Annotated in this window: 14 protein-coding genes; 6 read left to right on the top strand and 8 right to left on the bottom strand. The window is 69.9% G+C overall.

The window, feature by feature from the left end:
- Positions 1 to 3: 3 nt before the first annotated feature.
- The 4 genes from FXO23_RS14050 to FXO23_RS14035 form a co-directional block, all read right to left on the bottom strand.
- Positions 4 to 429: a tautomerase family protein gene (locus tag FXO23_RS14050; RefSeq protein ID WP_158884821.1), complete on the bottom strand. Its 426-nt coding sequence runs from the start codon at positions 427 to 429 to the stop codon at positions 4 to 6.
- Positions 430 to 451: 22 nt separating this feature from the next.
- Positions 452 to 1,015, bottom strand: coding sequence for a TetR/AcrR family transcriptional regulator (locus FXO23_RS14045; RefSeq protein WP_158884819.1), 564 nt, complete (start codon positions 1,013 to 1,015; stop codon positions 452 to 454).
- Between the two features lie 131 nt (positions 1,016 to 1,146).
- On the bottom strand, positions 1,147 to 1,587 hold the full coding sequence (locus tag FXO23_RS14040) for a hypothetical protein (RefSeq protein ID WP_158884818.1): 441 nt from the start codon (positions 1,585 to 1,587) through the stop codon (positions 1,147 to 1,149).
- A gap of 109 nt (positions 1,588 to 1,696) precedes the next feature.
- A complete protein-coding gene (locus FXO23_RS14035) occupies positions 1,697 to 2,404 on the bottom strand; it encodes an FCD domain-containing protein (RefSeq protein WP_246257222.1) in 708 nt (235 codons plus the stop codon).
- A 209-nt stretch (positions 2,405 to 2,613) separates the two neighbouring features.
- Between FXO23_RS14035 and FXO23_RS14030 the strand changes: the two genes are divergently transcribed.
- From FXO23_RS14030 to FXO23_RS14015, 4 genes are all read left to right on the top strand, one after another.
- Complete coding sequence (locus tag FXO23_RS14030; protein ID WP_158884816.1) at positions 2,614 to 3,729, top strand: mandelate racemase/muconate lactonizing enzyme family protein; 1,116 nt, start codon at positions 2,614 to 2,616, stop codon at positions 3,727 to 3,729.
- A gap of 4 nt (positions 3,730 to 3,733) precedes the next feature.
- The gene (locus FXO23_RS14025) at positions 3,734 to 5,059 is read left to right on the top strand and encodes a cation:dicarboxylate symporter family transporter (protein WP_158884814.1); all 1,326 of its coding nucleotides are present in this window, start codon (positions 3,734 to 3,736) and stop codon (positions 5,057 to 5,059) included.
- Entirely contained in the window at positions 5,056 to 6,234 is a 1,179-nt protein-coding gene (locus FXO23_RS14020; protein ID WP_158884812.1) for an enolase C-terminal domain-like protein, read from the top strand. Before FXO23_RS14025 ends, FXO23_RS14020 begins: the two co-directional genes overlap by 4 nt.
- Before the next feature lie 149 nt (positions 6,235 to 6,383).
- On the top strand, positions 6,384 to 7,268 hold the full coding sequence (locus FXO23_RS14015; protein ID WP_158884810.1) for an alpha/beta fold hydrolase: 885 nt from the start codon (positions 6,384 to 6,386) through the stop codon (positions 7,266 to 7,268).
- On the opposite strand, the gene FXO23_RS14010 is transcribed toward FXO23_RS14015, so the two are convergent.
- The gene (locus FXO23_RS14010) at positions 7,261 to 7,935 is read right to left on the bottom strand and encodes an NIPSNAP family protein (RefSeq protein WP_246257220.1); all 675 of its coding nucleotides are present in this window, start codon (positions 7,933 to 7,935) and stop codon (positions 7,261 to 7,263) included. The genes FXO23_RS14015 and FXO23_RS14010 overlap by 8 nt on opposite strands.
- 187 nt (positions 7,936 to 8,122) lie before the next feature.
- Here FXO23_RS14010 and FXO23_RS14005 point away from each other — a divergent pair, with 187 nt between their 5' ends.
- Complete coding sequence (locus tag FXO23_RS14005) at positions 8,123 to 8,308, top strand: KOW domain-containing RNA-binding protein (protein ID WP_158884808.1); 186 nt, start codon at positions 8,123 to 8,125, stop codon at positions 8,306 to 8,308.
- Between the two features lie 533 nt (positions 8,309 to 8,841).
- Here FXO23_RS14005 and FXO23_RS14000 read toward each other — a convergent pair.
- The 3 genes from FXO23_RS14000 to FXO23_RS13990 all read right to left on the bottom strand — a co-directional run bounded on the left by FXO23_RS14000 (position 8,842) and on the right by FXO23_RS13990 (position 10,808).
- Positions 8,842 to 9,069, bottom strand: a complete 228-nt coding sequence (locus tag FXO23_RS14000) for a hypothetical protein (protein ID WP_158884806.1) — start codon at positions 9,067 to 9,069, stop codon at positions 8,842 to 8,844.
- Between the two features lie 87 nt (positions 9,070 to 9,156).
- Positions 9,157 to 10,026, bottom strand: coding sequence for a universal stress protein (locus FXO23_RS13995; RefSeq protein ID WP_158884804.1), 870 nt, complete (start codon positions 10,024 to 10,026; stop codon positions 9,157 to 9,159).
- Positions 10,027 to 10,106: 80 nt separating this feature from the next.
- On the bottom strand, positions 10,107 to 10,808 hold the full coding sequence (locus FXO23_RS13990) for a methyltransferase (protein WP_218951997.1): 702 nt from the start codon (positions 10,806 to 10,808) through the stop codon (positions 10,107 to 10,109).
- 180 nt (positions 10,809 to 10,988) lie between these two features.
- Here FXO23_RS13990 and FXO23_RS13985 point away from each other — a divergent pair, with 180 nt between their 5' ends.
- The gene (locus FXO23_RS13985; RefSeq protein ID WP_158884800.1) at positions 10,989 to 14,276 is read left to right on the top strand and encodes an AfsR/SARP family transcriptional regulator; all 3,288 of its coding nucleotides are present in this window, start codon (positions 10,989 to 10,991) and stop codon (positions 14,274 to 14,276) included.
- Positions 14,277 to 14,316: the final 40 nt, after the last annotated feature.

The following is a 14,316-nucleotide window of genomic DNA, read 5'->3' as shown; positions in this document are numbered from 1 at the left end:
CGCCTAGTTCCCGGCGACCGTCGGGGATGGACTGTCCACTTCGGAGGAATCGGCGTACTGGGCCACCCCGTCGCCGAACGACCAGTCGATCGACTCGTTCTCGGTCACGGTGATGAACACGTTCCGCGGCTCGGTCCCCGCGTATGCGTGGGCGAGTTCGGCGATCCGCCGGTACAGCGCCTGCTTCTGCGCGGGCGTGCGCCCGGAGCGCATCGTGATCGCGACGTACACGAGGTCGTCGTCGCGGTGGATGCCGAGGTAGTCGTCGTAGCGCAGCGTGCCGCTCGCGCCGTCGTGGCCGACCAGCACCTGGAACCGGTCGTCGGGCGGGAACCCGATCGTCTCGACCAGGGCGTCGTGCACGGCGCGGCCGAGCGCGTCGAGCCGGGCGCCGTCGGCCCGCAACGCGTCGATACGAACGAAGGGCATGCGGTTCTCCTCGTTTGGCGGGTCAGCGGACGTGGGCGGTGAGCAGGCCGAGTGCGCCGTCGACGGCCCGGGCGTACACCGCGGCCGAATCGGCGGCGCGGGCCAGCACATAACCGCCCTGCAGCACGGCGACCAGCGCGGTGGCCGTGGCCGCGGGGTCGAGACCGGCGGCGAACTCGCCGTTCGCGCGGCCTTCCGCCAGCAGCCCGGCCAGCCGGTCGGTGAGCCAGGCGAAGGTTTCCTCGACGGGGCGGCGCAGTTCCGGGTCCGCCATCACCTCGGGGTCCTGGGTGAGACGGCCGACCGGGCAGCCCTTCAGCGCGTCCCGTTCCCGCCGCAGGTAGGCGGTGATCCGTTCGACCGCGGTGCCGGGACCGGCGAACTCGGCCTCCGCCCGGTCCCGCAGTTCCCCGGCGCTGCGGCCGATCGCGGCGAGCGCCAGCTCGAGCTTGCCGTGGAAGTGGTGGTACATACTGCCCTGCCCGGCGCCGGATCGCTCCTGGATCGCCTTCGGGCTGGTGCCCACGTAGCCGCGCTCCCACAGCAGTTCCCGGGTGCTCTCGATGAGTCGTTCCCTGGTGTCCACACCCTGGATCGTACATACTAGTAGGTACAGTCGGAAACGGGCTCCGCCTGCCGCGCTTCAATGCGGCATTGGGGGCGTTGAAGGTACCCAACGTCGCATCGGGTACCTCCGAACGTGAAACTCGCGGACGGTCAGGGCGCGGGGTCTTCCGGTGGCAGGTGCTCGGCGAGTTGCCGGGCGACCTCCTCGGCTTCGGCCACATACACCGCGTCGCCGACGAGCTGGACATCGCCGAGGAAGTGCAGGCCGAACCCGGCGTGCAGGACGCAGGCGCCGCACACGGATTCGGGACCGTCGTGCACGAGCACGACGTCGACCGGCCCGCGGCACGGGGCATCGCATTCGCTGGCCTGTGCCAGGGCGCAGCGGTCGGCGAAAAGCGCGGCCTCGTGCAACTGGCCGCGGGCGTGCTCGAGCAACTCGAGCGCGTCCTCGGTGTGCCGACGGCACAGTGATGTGGTGTCCGGGGCCAGGGTGTCGTTCAACTCCGTGACGAGCCGGTCGAGAACGCTCGCCGCGAACTCCAGGAAATCCCGATCATGCGCCCGGTCGCCGCCCTCAGGGGAATACACACCAAGAACGGTACGTGTTGCCACCGGTGGATGTGGAGGCGAATCGGCACTCTTTCGGACGATTCACGGCCTGCCCGCGATCGCCGTCCCGCACGCGGAATCCCGCAGGCTACTTCGCGGGCCGCGTCACGCGCTGGTTGTCGTGCTCGGCGAGCATCCGGCTCTTGCCGGCGAGGATGTGCTCTTCCATCAGGCGGGCGGCCTCGTCGGCGGCACCGGCCTGCAGGTGATCGACGATCAGCCGGTGCTGGTCGTTGGAAATGTGCCGGGCGGTGGCCGGTTCGAGCCCGTGCCTCCGGAACAGGTGGAGTTCCTTGGAGATGTTGTCGTACAGCTCGATCAGCCGGGGGTTCCCGGCCAGCGCCACGATCGCCCGGTGCAGCTCGACGTTGAGCGGGTAGTAGTCGTCCATGCTGGTGGTGCTCTCCAGCCGATCGATCTTCGCCCGCAGCAGATCGGCGTCGGCGGTGGCGATCCGCGCGGCGGCCAACCGGCCGGCGAGACCGAACAGGCTGGCGCGGATGTCGTAGAGGTGCGCGGCCTCCTCGACCGAGATCTCCCGGACGAACATGCCCCGGTTGGCCCGGAACTCCACGAGCCGGCTGCGTTCCAGGTGGCGGCACGCCTCGCGGACCGGGCCGCGGCTCACCCCCAGCCGCATGGCCAGCGCCGACTCGTTGATCCGGTCACCGCCCTTGAGCACGCCGGTGATGATCATTCTTTCCAGCTCTTCGACGATCAGGTGCGGTAGCGAGGTCGCTTGGCGTTCGGCCACCCGGCGCTGCAGCGCCGCCATCGTCTCCGGGTAGTCGGGCACGGCTGTTCACGGCCTCCTCGGGCGGTCGGCAAACTGTTGACAATCTACCATCAGCCGCCATTCCCTCCTCATTTTCGCTGTTAGTGCCACCGCGTCCAGAAAAAGCACCACATCATGCACCACTTGGCGGCAAATAGCAAATCGTTGACAGTTGGCGATCCCGGTTCCACACTTCCCTATCACTGCCGCCGGGCCCCCAAAGGAGCGGGATGAAGATCAAGGACATTCGGGCGAGCGTGCACACGACGTCGATCGACGTGCCCCTGCTGAGCGGGAAGGTGCGCGGTTACGGCCGCGAGGAGCAGCGGGAGTTCGTCTTCTGCGAGGTGGAGACCGACCAGGGGCTGACCGGCGTGGCGCTCACCGGGCACTTCCTGGCCAGATCCGTGGTCGTGGCCCTGAAACAGCACTTCCTGCCGGTGGTCGCCGACATGGATCCGCGTGCGGTGGAAGCCATCCACGAACGGGTCTGGCGCGCGCTCAATCCGCGCGCGATGACCGGCGTGGTGTCCAGCGCACTGTCCTTGTTGGACATCGCGCTGTGGGACATCAACGGCAAGCACGCGGAGCGCTCGGTGGCCGGTCTGCTCGGCGGTGCGCGCACCGAACTACCGGCGTACGTGACCTTCGGGTTTCCGCAGTACGACCGGGAAACCCTCGCCCAAGCCGCCGCGTCGCAGCTCGACCAGGGCTTCCGGGCGCTGAAACTGGTCGTCGGCGTGGACCGGGGCGGCTGGCGGGAGGACGCGGCCCGGGTCCGGGTCGTGCGGGAGGCCGTCGGCGACGACGTCGACCTCATGATCGACGCCAACTACCTGTTCACCCCGGCGGACGCGAAGTTCCTGTGCCGGGCGATCGAGGACTGCGGCATCACCTGGTTCGAGGAACCGTTGCACCAGAACGACGCCCGGGCCATGGCGGACCTGCGGGCGCACACTTCGATCCCGCTGGCCGCCGGGCAGATGGAAGGCCACCGGTGGCGGCTGCGGGAACTCGTCGAGCGCCAGGCGGTCGACATCCTGCAACCGAACGCCTGCTACTGCGGCGGTTTCACCGAGGCGCGCAAGGCCGCGCACCTGGCGCAGATCTACAACCTGCCGGTGGCGCACGGCGGCGGCTGGCCCCTGTTCAACATGCACACCCTGGCCGGCCTGATGAACGGGTGGATCCTCGAATGGCACCTGGGCATGGTCCAGGTCGGCGAGCTGCTGTTCCCGGACGCGCCCCGTCCGGTCGACGGCCGGATCACCATCCCGGACCGGCCGGGCCTCGGCCTCACGGTGGACCGCGACGCGCTCCGCCAAACCCTGGTGCCCGAGCGGTGAAACCATGACCAGCCGGACCGAGCACGAAACCGAGACCCGATCGCGGTGGCGGAGCCTGGCCACCAACACCGGCATCCAGGTGCTGGCCGCGGCGATCGCGGCCGCGCTCTTCGGCCTGGCCGCGCCGGGCGCCGCGGCCACCCTCAAACCGCTGGCGGACCTGTTCATCGCGCTCATCCGGCTGGCCATCCCGCCGATCGTGTTCCTGGTCGTGGTGACCGGGATCGTCTCGGTCGGCGGGATGAAGAAGGTCGGCCGGATCGCGCTGAAGGCGATCATCTACTTCGAAATCGTCACCACCATCGGCACGCTGCTCGGGCTGCTGGCCATCAACCTGTTCCGCCCCGGCGCGGGAGTGGCTCCCCCGGCCGGTGCGTCCAGCGACCTCGGCAGCTACGTCGAGGGCGCGCAGGAGAAGTCCCTCGGCGAGTTCCTGTTCGACCTCGTGCCGGACAACGTGGTGAACGCGTTCGCCACCGGCCACATCATCCAGGTGCTGGTGTTCGCGGTCCTCTTCGCCATCGCCCTGCTCCGCCTGCCGAAGAACGTGTCGGATCCGATCCTGCGCGCCTGCGGCAGGCTGAACGAGGTCTTCTTCCGGATCGTGGGGATGGTCATCCGGCTCGCGCCGATCGGGGTCTTCGGGGCGGTGGCCTACACGGTCGGCAGGTACGGCCCGGAAACGCTCACCGCGCTGATGAAGTACGTCGGGCTCGCGCTGGTCACGCTGATCGTCTTCCTGTCGGTGGTGCTCGGCGCCGTCACCCGGCTGTGCGGGGTTTCGCTGTTCCGGCTGATCCGCGCGCTCCGCAAGGAGCTCTACCTCGTGCTCGGCACCTCGTCGTCGGAGGCGGTCATGCCGCAGCTGATGGTGCGGCTGGAACAGCTCGGCTGCAAACGCGACGTGGTCGGGCTGGTCGTGCCCACCGGGTATTCGTTCAACCTCGACGGGGTGGCCGTCGTGGTGCCGATGTCCGCGGTCTTCATCGCCCAGGTTTACGGCGTCGAACTGGGCTTCACCGAGCAGCTCACGCTGTTCCTGGTGTTCCTCTTCCTGTCCAAGGGAACCGCCGGGATCACCGGATCCGCCTTCGTCACCCTGGCGAACCTGATCGCCGCGGTCGGGTTCATCCCGGTCGCCGGCCTGGCGCTCATCCTGTCCGTCGAACGGTTCCTTTCGCTGATGCGGGCGATGACGAACGTGCTGGGCAACGCGGTCGCCACCATCGCCGTGGCCCGTTGGGAACCCGGCGCCCTCGACCGGGAGAAGTTCGCCCGGACCATCGGCCGGAAAGCACACCCGGCCACCGAGCAACCAGAGGAGAGATGACTGTGCCGCAGATAGTCGCCATCCACGAAGGCACGGTGCCGATCAGTTCGTCGATCAGCAACGCCTACATCAGCTTCCGGAACATGGACTGTTCGATCGTCGCCGTGGTGAGCGACGTGATCCGGAACGGGCGGCCCGTGGTCGGCTACGGGTTCCACTCCAACGGCCGCTACAGCGTGGGCGAAATCCTGCGCCGCCGGCTCATCCCCCGCCTGCTCCAGGCCCCGCCGGAAGACCTGCTGACCGAGGACGGCGCCACCTTCGACCCGGCACGCGCCTGGGCGGTGCTGATGCGCGACGAGAAACCGGGCGGCCACGGCGAACGGGCCGTCGCGGTCGGCGTCCTCGACATGGCCCTGTTCGACCTGGTGGCCAAGCTCGACGAGAAGCCGCTCTACCGGTGGCTCGCCGACCACCACGGCGACGGCGAGCCGGACGCCGGCGTGTTCGTCTACGCCGCGGGCGGTTACTACGCGCCCGGCAAGGGCGAACGCGAACTCCAGGACGAGATCAAGGGATTCCTCGATCTCGGCTACGAGGTGGTGAAGATCAAGATCGGCGGCGCCGATCTGGCCGAGGACCGCGACCGCGTCGAGGCGGCGCTGGCCGTGCTGGACGGCGACGGCTCCCGGCTCGCCGTCGACGCCAACGGGCGGTTCGATCTGGACACCGCCCTGCGCTACGGCGAAGCCCTCGAGCCGTACCAGTTGTTCTGGTACGAGGAACCGGGTGATCCGCTGGACTTTGCCCTGCACGCCACCCTCGCCGAGCGGTACCCCGGCCCGCTCGCGACCGGTGAGAACCTCTTCTCCCTGACCGACGCCCGCAACCTCCTCCGGTACGCGGGCATGCGCCCGGACCGCGACATCATCCAGATCGACCCGGTCCTCGGCTACGGCCTGGTCGAATACCTGCGAATTCTGCACCTGCTCCGCCGGCGCGGCTGGTCCACGCGCCGCTGCATACCGCATGGCGGGCATCAGTTCTCCCTGCACATCGCGGCCGCGCTGAAACTCGGCGGAAACGAGTCCTATCCCGGGGAATTCCAGCCCACCGGCGGGTTCGCCGACTCGGCCGTCGTCCGCGGCAGCCGCGTCGGGCTCACCGACACCCCGGGCATCGGCTTCGAGGACAAGGCGAAACTGCACCAGGTCTTCCGCGATCTGCATTCCTGACCCCCGATTCGCGTTTCTATTGTATCCACCGCCTTTCGCACCTATTTTTTGGGCTCTGCGAAGTGTCGGCAATCCGTTTCCGGGTCGCGTTCTCCGAGTTCCCGGTGCTATTGTTTTTCGCATTTCCCCGGTCGAGGAGTTGGTGCGGAATGGGCGAGGAACTGGCCGTGAATGTCGGCCCGGCGGGCATCGAGATCGCCTACGAGCGTTTCGGCGACCCCCAGGCGCCACCCGTGCTGCTGCTGATGGGCGGTGGCGCGCAGATGATCAACTGGCCGGAGGGGTTCTGCGCCGATCTGGCCGGGCGGGGCCTGCACGTGGTCCGCTTCGACCAGCGCGACACCGGCCGATCCACCCATTTCCCCGACGCACCGGTGCCCGATCCACAGGCGGCGATGGCCGGTGACCTCTCGTCGGCGGCCTACACGCTGTCGGACATGGCGGCCGACGCCGTGGGCCTGCTCGACGTGCTCGGTTTCGGCACGGCCCACTTCGTCGGCGCCTCCATGGGCGGGATGATCGCGCAGACGATCGCGATCGAGCACCCCGGCCGGGTGCGGTCGCTGACGTCGATGATGTCCAGCACCGGCGACTGGAATGTCGGCAAGACCGACCTCGGCGCGCTGGCGGAGGTGGGGCCGCCCCCGGCGGCGGGCGACCGCCAGGGCTTCATCGCATGGCAGGTCCGGGCCAGCAGGGCGGTCCGGTCCCCGGGGTTCGAGTTCGACGAAGCCGCCGCGGCCGAACGGGCGGCACGGCAATACGACCGGGGCCACGACCACCTGAGCATGATGCGCCACTCGGTCGCGGCCCTGGCCTCCGGCGACCGCACGGAACGGCTGCGGTCACTGCGGGTCCCCACCCTGGTCATCCACGGCACCGACGACGTCATGTTCGACCTCAGCGGCGGGCAGGCCACCGCCGCGGCCATCCCCGGCGCGAAACTGGTGGTCATCGACGGGATGGGGCACAGCCTGCCCCGGGAACTGTGGCCGGTGCTGGCCACCCATATCGCCGAATTCGTGCTCAGGTGAGCGGGGAGAACTCGGCCGGGAAGGCGATGACCGAGGTGGCCTCGAGGATCTGTTCCGGCGCACCGGGCGGCGGCCACAGGCCGCTCGCGTAGAGGTCTCGGCGGATGGCGACGCGTTCGTCGAGGCTGTGGAAGGGCCAGATCTGGATGATGCGGTCGGGGCCGTCGAGCGCGTACATCACCACCGTGAGGGGGTCGATGCGGTGCCGGGCCGGCAGCGCCTGCCGCCAGCCGGCGATGGTCGCCGGCAGGCCGCCCGGTCGCAGGTGGTAGTCGCGGATCTCGTACACCGAGCCGAACTGCCCGGTCCGCACCGGGGGCAGGAAGGGGAACGGGGCGAAACTCCGCAGGGACAGGTCGGTGAGGTGGTCACCGGCCCCGAACGGATCGGTGCTGGCCCGGGCGCGGGCCCGCTCCAGGGCCAGTTCGGTGTCGTCGGCGAAGCCGCGCAGCACGATCAGCCGCCCCAGCGGGCCGTTCTCCGTCTGCCAGCAGCCCAGCAGCGTGCCGCGCGCGGCGGGGCCGTTCACCCAGGGCAGGATCCCGGCGGCCGCCCGGTCGGCGTCGAGCAGGCGGAACGAAAGGGTCGCTAGCTCGTACCGGACGTTCTGCTGCTCCGGATCGACGTCGTCGCCGGTGATGGCGACCGGCCGGGTCGTCGGCCGCACTACCTCTTCCCTCGACATACCCGGTACATCGCCGGGCAAGATCGACTTTATTCCGCCCCGGGCCGGGCGTGGTGACACACGGTTGTCCGGTGGGCGGTCCGGCCCGCGCGAAGATCCCGTGTCGGCGGTATGCCGACCCCGCTGATCGGCCTAACGTCGTGGTCCGCGAGGGAAGGGGGCGTTTCCGGTGTTCAAGATCGGTGACGAGGTCGTGGTGATCGATGGGCTGTACCGCGGCGATCGCGGGAGGATCGTCGAGGGGCCGGTCGATCTGCGCAATACGGACTGCGTGTGGGTGTGGCTGGAGCGGGCGAGCGGGCACCAGCGCCCGGTGCGCGTGCGCAAGCTGGCGCACGCGCCCGCGTCCCGCTAGGTCGTGAGGGTTCAGGCCGGTTGGAGCGGACTCTCATTTGGTCACCTGCTTGTGACCTGGCGTTTCCGTTCGACGAGCCGCACTTGGCCGACAAAGTGTGAATCCGCGCGGGTGGTGGTGCTCGGAGGTACCCAATGCGGCGTTCGGTACCTTCAACGCCCCGAAAGCCACATTGGTGTCCTCAACGAGCATCTCGCGCACCGAACGCCGCATGGGGTGCGTGGGGCGCACCGCGGCGGGCGGGGATCCCGCTGGCGCGTGTCCCCCGTTTCGGACGTGCGAGTCCCTCGTTTCGGCAGGCCGAGTTCCCCATTTCGGTAGGTCCCCCCGGACACCCCGACGAGCACGGCCTCGTTGCGGCCCCTCCTAGCCGACAAAGCGCGACGAGCATCGGGGCGGCGGCCAGGCCGCGCCTGCACGCCCAGACCGGTCACCGTCTCTTGTAAGGGAACCAAGTCCGAGGGTCGTGCGGGTTCAGGCCGGTCAGAACCGGCCGTACCACTCACGACCCGTCGGCAAAGCGCGAACGCGAGTCACTCCCCGACCGAGGAACGGCCCGGCCCCCGCGGTTGTTCGCGGAGTACGAGCACCACCAGCGCGAGTGCGGCCAGGAACAGCACGCCGGCCAGGATCACCTGCCAGAGCGCGCCGGTGAACGCGGCGAAGACGGCGTTGAACACCGCCAGGCCGGTGTAGACGACGGCGAGCACGATCAGCGCGTTCGTCACACCGCGCTCAGACCGCTGCACTCGGCGCCACATGAGGTCCTTCTTCCGGCAGATGTTTCCCAGTCAATCGCCGCGGCCGCCGCCGGAGTTACCGGCGAGTCGGTGAGGCCACACTCCCGGTCACTCCGGGCGCACGATCAGCACCGGGCAGTTCGCGTGCTGGATCAGCGCCTGGCTGGTCGAACCGAGCAGCATTCCGGCGAACCCGCCGCGGCCCCGGCTGCCCACCACGACGAGCCGCGCGTGCTCCGACCGTTCCAGCAGCTGGTGGCGGGGCCGGTCCCGCACCACCACCCGCTCCACCCGCACCTCCGGGTACTTCTCCTGCCAGCCCGCGAGCCGCTGCGCCAGCAGCCGTTCCTCGTCCGCGGCCAGGGCGTCCCAGTCGGCGAACAGCCGCGACGAGGCGAAGGTGCTGTCGTAGTCGACGTCGCTCCACGCGTGCACCGCGACCAGCGGCGTGTTCCGCCAGGACGCCTCGTCGAAGGCCACCCCGATGGCCCGTTCCCCCACCGGGCTGCCGTCCACCCCGACCACGACCGGACCGTCCTCATCGCGGCCCCGGACCACCACCGTCGGGCAGTGGGCGTGACCGGCCACCGCGATGGCGGTGGACCCGAGCCGCATCCCGGCGAAGCCACCCCGCCCGGACGCGCCGAGCACGAGCATCCGCGCGGTCCGCGACAACTCCAGCAGCAGCGGGATCGGCGGTTCGTTCCGCGGCGAGGTGGTCACCGCAAGGTCCTCGGCCACCCCTCGCGCGGTCTCGGCGGCCGCGGCGAGGACGTTCTCCGCCTCCTGCTCCAGCGCGTCGAAAACCTCCTGTGGCGCGGGCAAACCGGCACTGTAGTAGCCCGCGGTCAGCCCGGAGCCGTGCACGATCCGCAAACCGAACTTCCGGCTCGCCGCGACCGCGGCCGCCCAGCGCACGGCGTGCGTCGCCGATTCCGATCCGTCCACCCCGACGACGATCGTGGTCACCTCGTTCATCGTTCTCTCCCGTCGGCGTTGGTCGAGCCGTGCCCGGTTTACCCGCTCCCCCGCCCGCCTATGCCCGCGACCGCGCCTGCTCACCTGATGGTGCGCGCCCTGAACAGCGCGACACAGCCCCGGACGATCAACTGGTGACTCGCGAAATGCCGGTCCAATTGGCTGCGGAGATCCCCGAGGTCGTCACGATCGTTGTGGAACACCCCGGTGGCGTTGAGCACCCGCATCATCATGCGGGCGGGCACGGACACCGGCACCCCGGAGGACAGGATGGTGCTCCCGAACACCACGCCGCCCGGCCGCGCCGCCGCCGCGGCGTGCGCCAGCACGACACCCTTCTCGCGCAGGGTGCCCGGCAGGCAGTGCAGCAGAAAGTTCAGGCCCACCGAATCAAAGGCCGACTTCGGCACCGGCAACGGTTCCAGCACATTCGCCCGCACCCGCGCGGTCCGGTATTTCGCGAGCCGTTTCGTCGCGACGGCCAACGTGGTCGGATTCAGATCGAGCAGGGTGATCCGGGGCGCCGGTACCGGGAAAGTGCTGTGCGCCGGTAAATAACCGGTGCCGACGCCCAGCTCCAGATGTTCCGCACCGACACTCGCGTTGTACAGCCGCTGAACACTGGACACCGGGCAACGCCAGAACAACGGGTAATTGATCCGGAAAACGGTCACGTTGTACACCGCGAGCAGATATTTGTTGTAAACCGCCTGCCCGTCCAGAACCGCCTGGTCAAGGGAATGGAAATGATGCTCGGCATCCGGGTTCATCCGCTCGGCCACCTCCTTGTCCCGGATTCTCGAAGACGGTATGGAAGGAGCACACTAGTCCGGTCCGGTGAATTGCGGGAACGCGACGGCCGGTATTGCCGCGGCAGCACTACGGTGGGGGTACAGGTCTGTCGCCAAGTGGATCCTCCGCTACCGCCGCGTACAGCGTGGACGACCGTTCCGGGAGCCGCCATGGAGTTTCGGATCCTGGGCCCGCTCGAGGTCTGGGGCGACGGGAGGGAGGCGCCCCTCGGCGGCGCGAAACAGGTGGCGTTGCTGGCCGGTTTGCTGGTGCAGGCCAATCAGGTGGTACCCCTCGGCAAGCTCATCGAAGCGACCTGGGGCGAGGCGCCCCCGAACGCGTCGAACGCCGCGTTGCACACCCTGATCTTCCGCGCCCGGCGGGCACTCGCCGAGCTCGAGCCCGAAGGCGGCGAACGGATAGTCACCCACGCGGCGGGTTACCTGCTGCGAACCCGGCCCGGGGAACTGGACCTGGAGGTGTACCAGGGGCATGTGGCCCGGGCCAGGGCCGCGGTGGCGGCGGGCCGGAAAACCGAAGCCGTGCGGGAATTCCAGGCGGCTCTGGACCTGTGGCGCGGGCCGGCGCTCGCCGGGGTGCCGGGCCAGTTCGCCGAGGCGCAGGCGGCCGGCCTCGACGAGGCTCGCATCGCCGTCGCGGAGGAGCGGATCGAGGTCCGGCTCGAACTCGGCGAGCACGACGAGCTGATCCCCGAACTGCGCGATCTGGTGCGCGCCCATCCCCTGCGGGAACGCTTGCGCGGGCAGCTCATGCTCGCCCTGTACCGGTGCGGCCGGCAGGCCGAGGCACTGGCCGCCTACCAGGAGATCTACCGGTTGCTCGCGGACGAGCTCGGCATCGAACCCGGCCCGCCCCTGCGGCAACTGCACCAGCGGGTGCTGGCCGCCGATCCCGAACTCGCCGCGTCTCCCGCGCAGGGCGCGTCACCGGTCCCGGCGTTCGGCATCCTCCCCCGGCAGCTTCCGGCCGACGTCGCGAACTTCACCGGGCGCGAGGCGTACCTGGAGCGGCTGGACGCGCTGCTCACCGGCGAGCCGGACGGTCCCGCGCAGACGGTGGTGATCACCGCGCTTTCCGGCACCGCGGGCGTCGGCAAGACCGCGCTGGCCCTGCACTGGGCGCACCGGGTCGCCAAACGGCTTCCCGACGGGCAGTTGTACGTCAACCTGCGCGGCTATTCCTCGAGCCCGCCGATGGTGCCGGCCGAAGCACTGGGCAAGTTCCTGCGCGCCCTCGGCATTCCGCAGGAGCGGATTCCGCTGGAGCAGGACGAACAATCCGCCCTGTACCGCTCGCTGATGGCCGACAAGCGAACGCTGGTGCTGCTGGACAACGCCGTCACCGCGGATCAGGTGCGGCCGCTGCTGCCGGGCAGCCCGAGCTGCCTGGTCCTGGTCACCAGCCGGGACGATCTGCGCGGGCTGACCACCTTGCAGGGCGCCCGCCGGGTGGTGCTGGACGCGCTCACCCCGGACGAAGCCCACCTCCTGCTCACCCGCACGGTCGGCGTCGATCGGGTCGAAGCCGAACGGGAGGCCACGGCCGAACTCGCCCGCCTGTGCGGCTACCTGCCGCTGGCGCTGCGCATCGCGGCGGCCTACCTGGACAGCCATCCCGGTGAGGCGATCGGCACGTACCTGACCCGGCTCACCGAAGGAAACCTGCTCACCGAACTCGCGGTCGAAGAAGACCAGCAGGCCGCGGTCCGGGCCTCCTTCGACCTCTCCTACCAGACCCTGGCCCCGGACACCGCCCGGCAGTTCCGCTTGCTGGGGCTGGTGCCGCTCCCGGACTTCACGCCGTCCGCCGCCGCCGCGCTCGCCGATTCCACGGCCGAGCAGGCGCGGCGGCTGCTCGGCCGGCTGGCCACCGCGCACCTGATCGAGGACCACGCGCCCGGCCGGTTCCAGTTCCACGACCTCATTCGCCGGTACGCCGCGGAACGGGCGCTGGCCGAGGACGGCGAGCCCGAACGCGACGCCGCCACGCGACGGCTGTTCGGCTGGTACCTGCACAACGTGCTCGCCGCCGCCCGGCGACTCTACCCGGAAATGGCGCCGCTGCTCCGCGAGCCGCCCGAGCCCGAGGCGCAGCCGGTCGCGTTCACCGCGCACCCGCAGGCGCTGAGCTGGCTGGACGCCGAACGGACCAACCTGGCCGCCGCCATCGAACACGCCGCCGCCCACGGTCCCCGCCCGATGGCCTGGCGCCTCGCCGACGCGCTGCGCGGTCACTTCTACTCCCGGTTGAACCGGACCGATTCGCTGGCCACGGCCGAAGCCGGGCTGCGCGCGGCACGGGCCGCCGGTGATCAGGAAGCCGAAGCGGCCATGCTGTACAACCTGGCCGAGGCGCAGTACATGTTCGGCGGGTACGCGCGAGCGCTCGACAACGCGTTGCAGGCCAGGAACCTCTACCGGGAAGCGGGAAACCGCGCCGGTGAGGGCGAGACGAGCAAGCGGGCCGGTCAGGCGTGCTGGGTCCTGGGGCGGCTCGGCGAGGCGCGGGATCACCTCGTCACCGGCCTCCGCTGCTACCGGCAGACCGGAAACCGGGCGGGCGAGGCCTACATCCTCAACATCATGTCGTTCGTGTTCTGCGAATTCGGGCAGTTCACCGAATCCGTCGAGCACAACACCCGGGCCCTGGCGATCCAGCGGGAGACCGGGGCCCGGTTCGGCGAAGCCCTTTCCCTGCACAGCCTCTCCCACGTCAACAACAGCATGGGCAACTACGAGAAGGCGTTCGGCCTGTGCTCCGAGGCGCTGGTCCGCTACCGCGAGGCGGGCTACCGGGACGGCGAGGCCGCCGCCATGGAGACCCTGGCCTGGATCAGCCGCGACGCGGGACGCTACGAAGAGGCACTCGACCACGGTCACCGGGCACTGACCTACGCGCGCGAGATCGGCTCGCGGCGAACCGAGATCATCTCCCTGATCACCGTCGGCTCCACGTACGGGCACCTCGGCCGGTTCGCCGAAGCCGCCGACCACCACACCCAGGCCCTCGAACTGGCGCGCAAGAGCGGCTTCCGCCGGGGCGAGATCGACACGCTGAACGGGCTCGCCCTGGCCCACCGCGGGCTCGGCCGGCACGACGAGGCGATGTCCTGCGCCCGCACCGCCCTCGAGCTGGCGCGAGCGGACGGTTTCCGGCCGTACGAGGGTCACGCGCTCACCGCGCTCGCCACCCTGCACCTCGACCAGCGGCACTACCAGCAAGCCTTGGACTGCGCGAACGAGGCGGTGGCCGTGCACGGCAAGATCGGCCACCGGCTCGGTCACGCCCGCGCCCTGCGCACCCTCGGCCACGTCCTCCGCCAGGCGGAGAACGACGCGGCGGCGATCCAGCCCTGGCGGGAAGCACTCGCCATTTTCACCGAACTGGGGACACCCGAAGCCGACCAACTCGGCTCGCTGCTCGACGCGAGCGTGTGATCGATGAATTCGCCAGTGGACCAGGTTCGTGGAGGACTGG

Source organism: Amycolatopsis anabasis (assembly GCF_009765355.1).
GTDB classification, from domain to species: Bacteria; Actinomycetota; Actinomycetes; order Mycobacteriales; family Pseudonocardiaceae; genus Amycolatopsis; species Amycolatopsis anabasis.
This window is presented reverse-complemented; position numbering and strand designations above follow the sequence as displayed.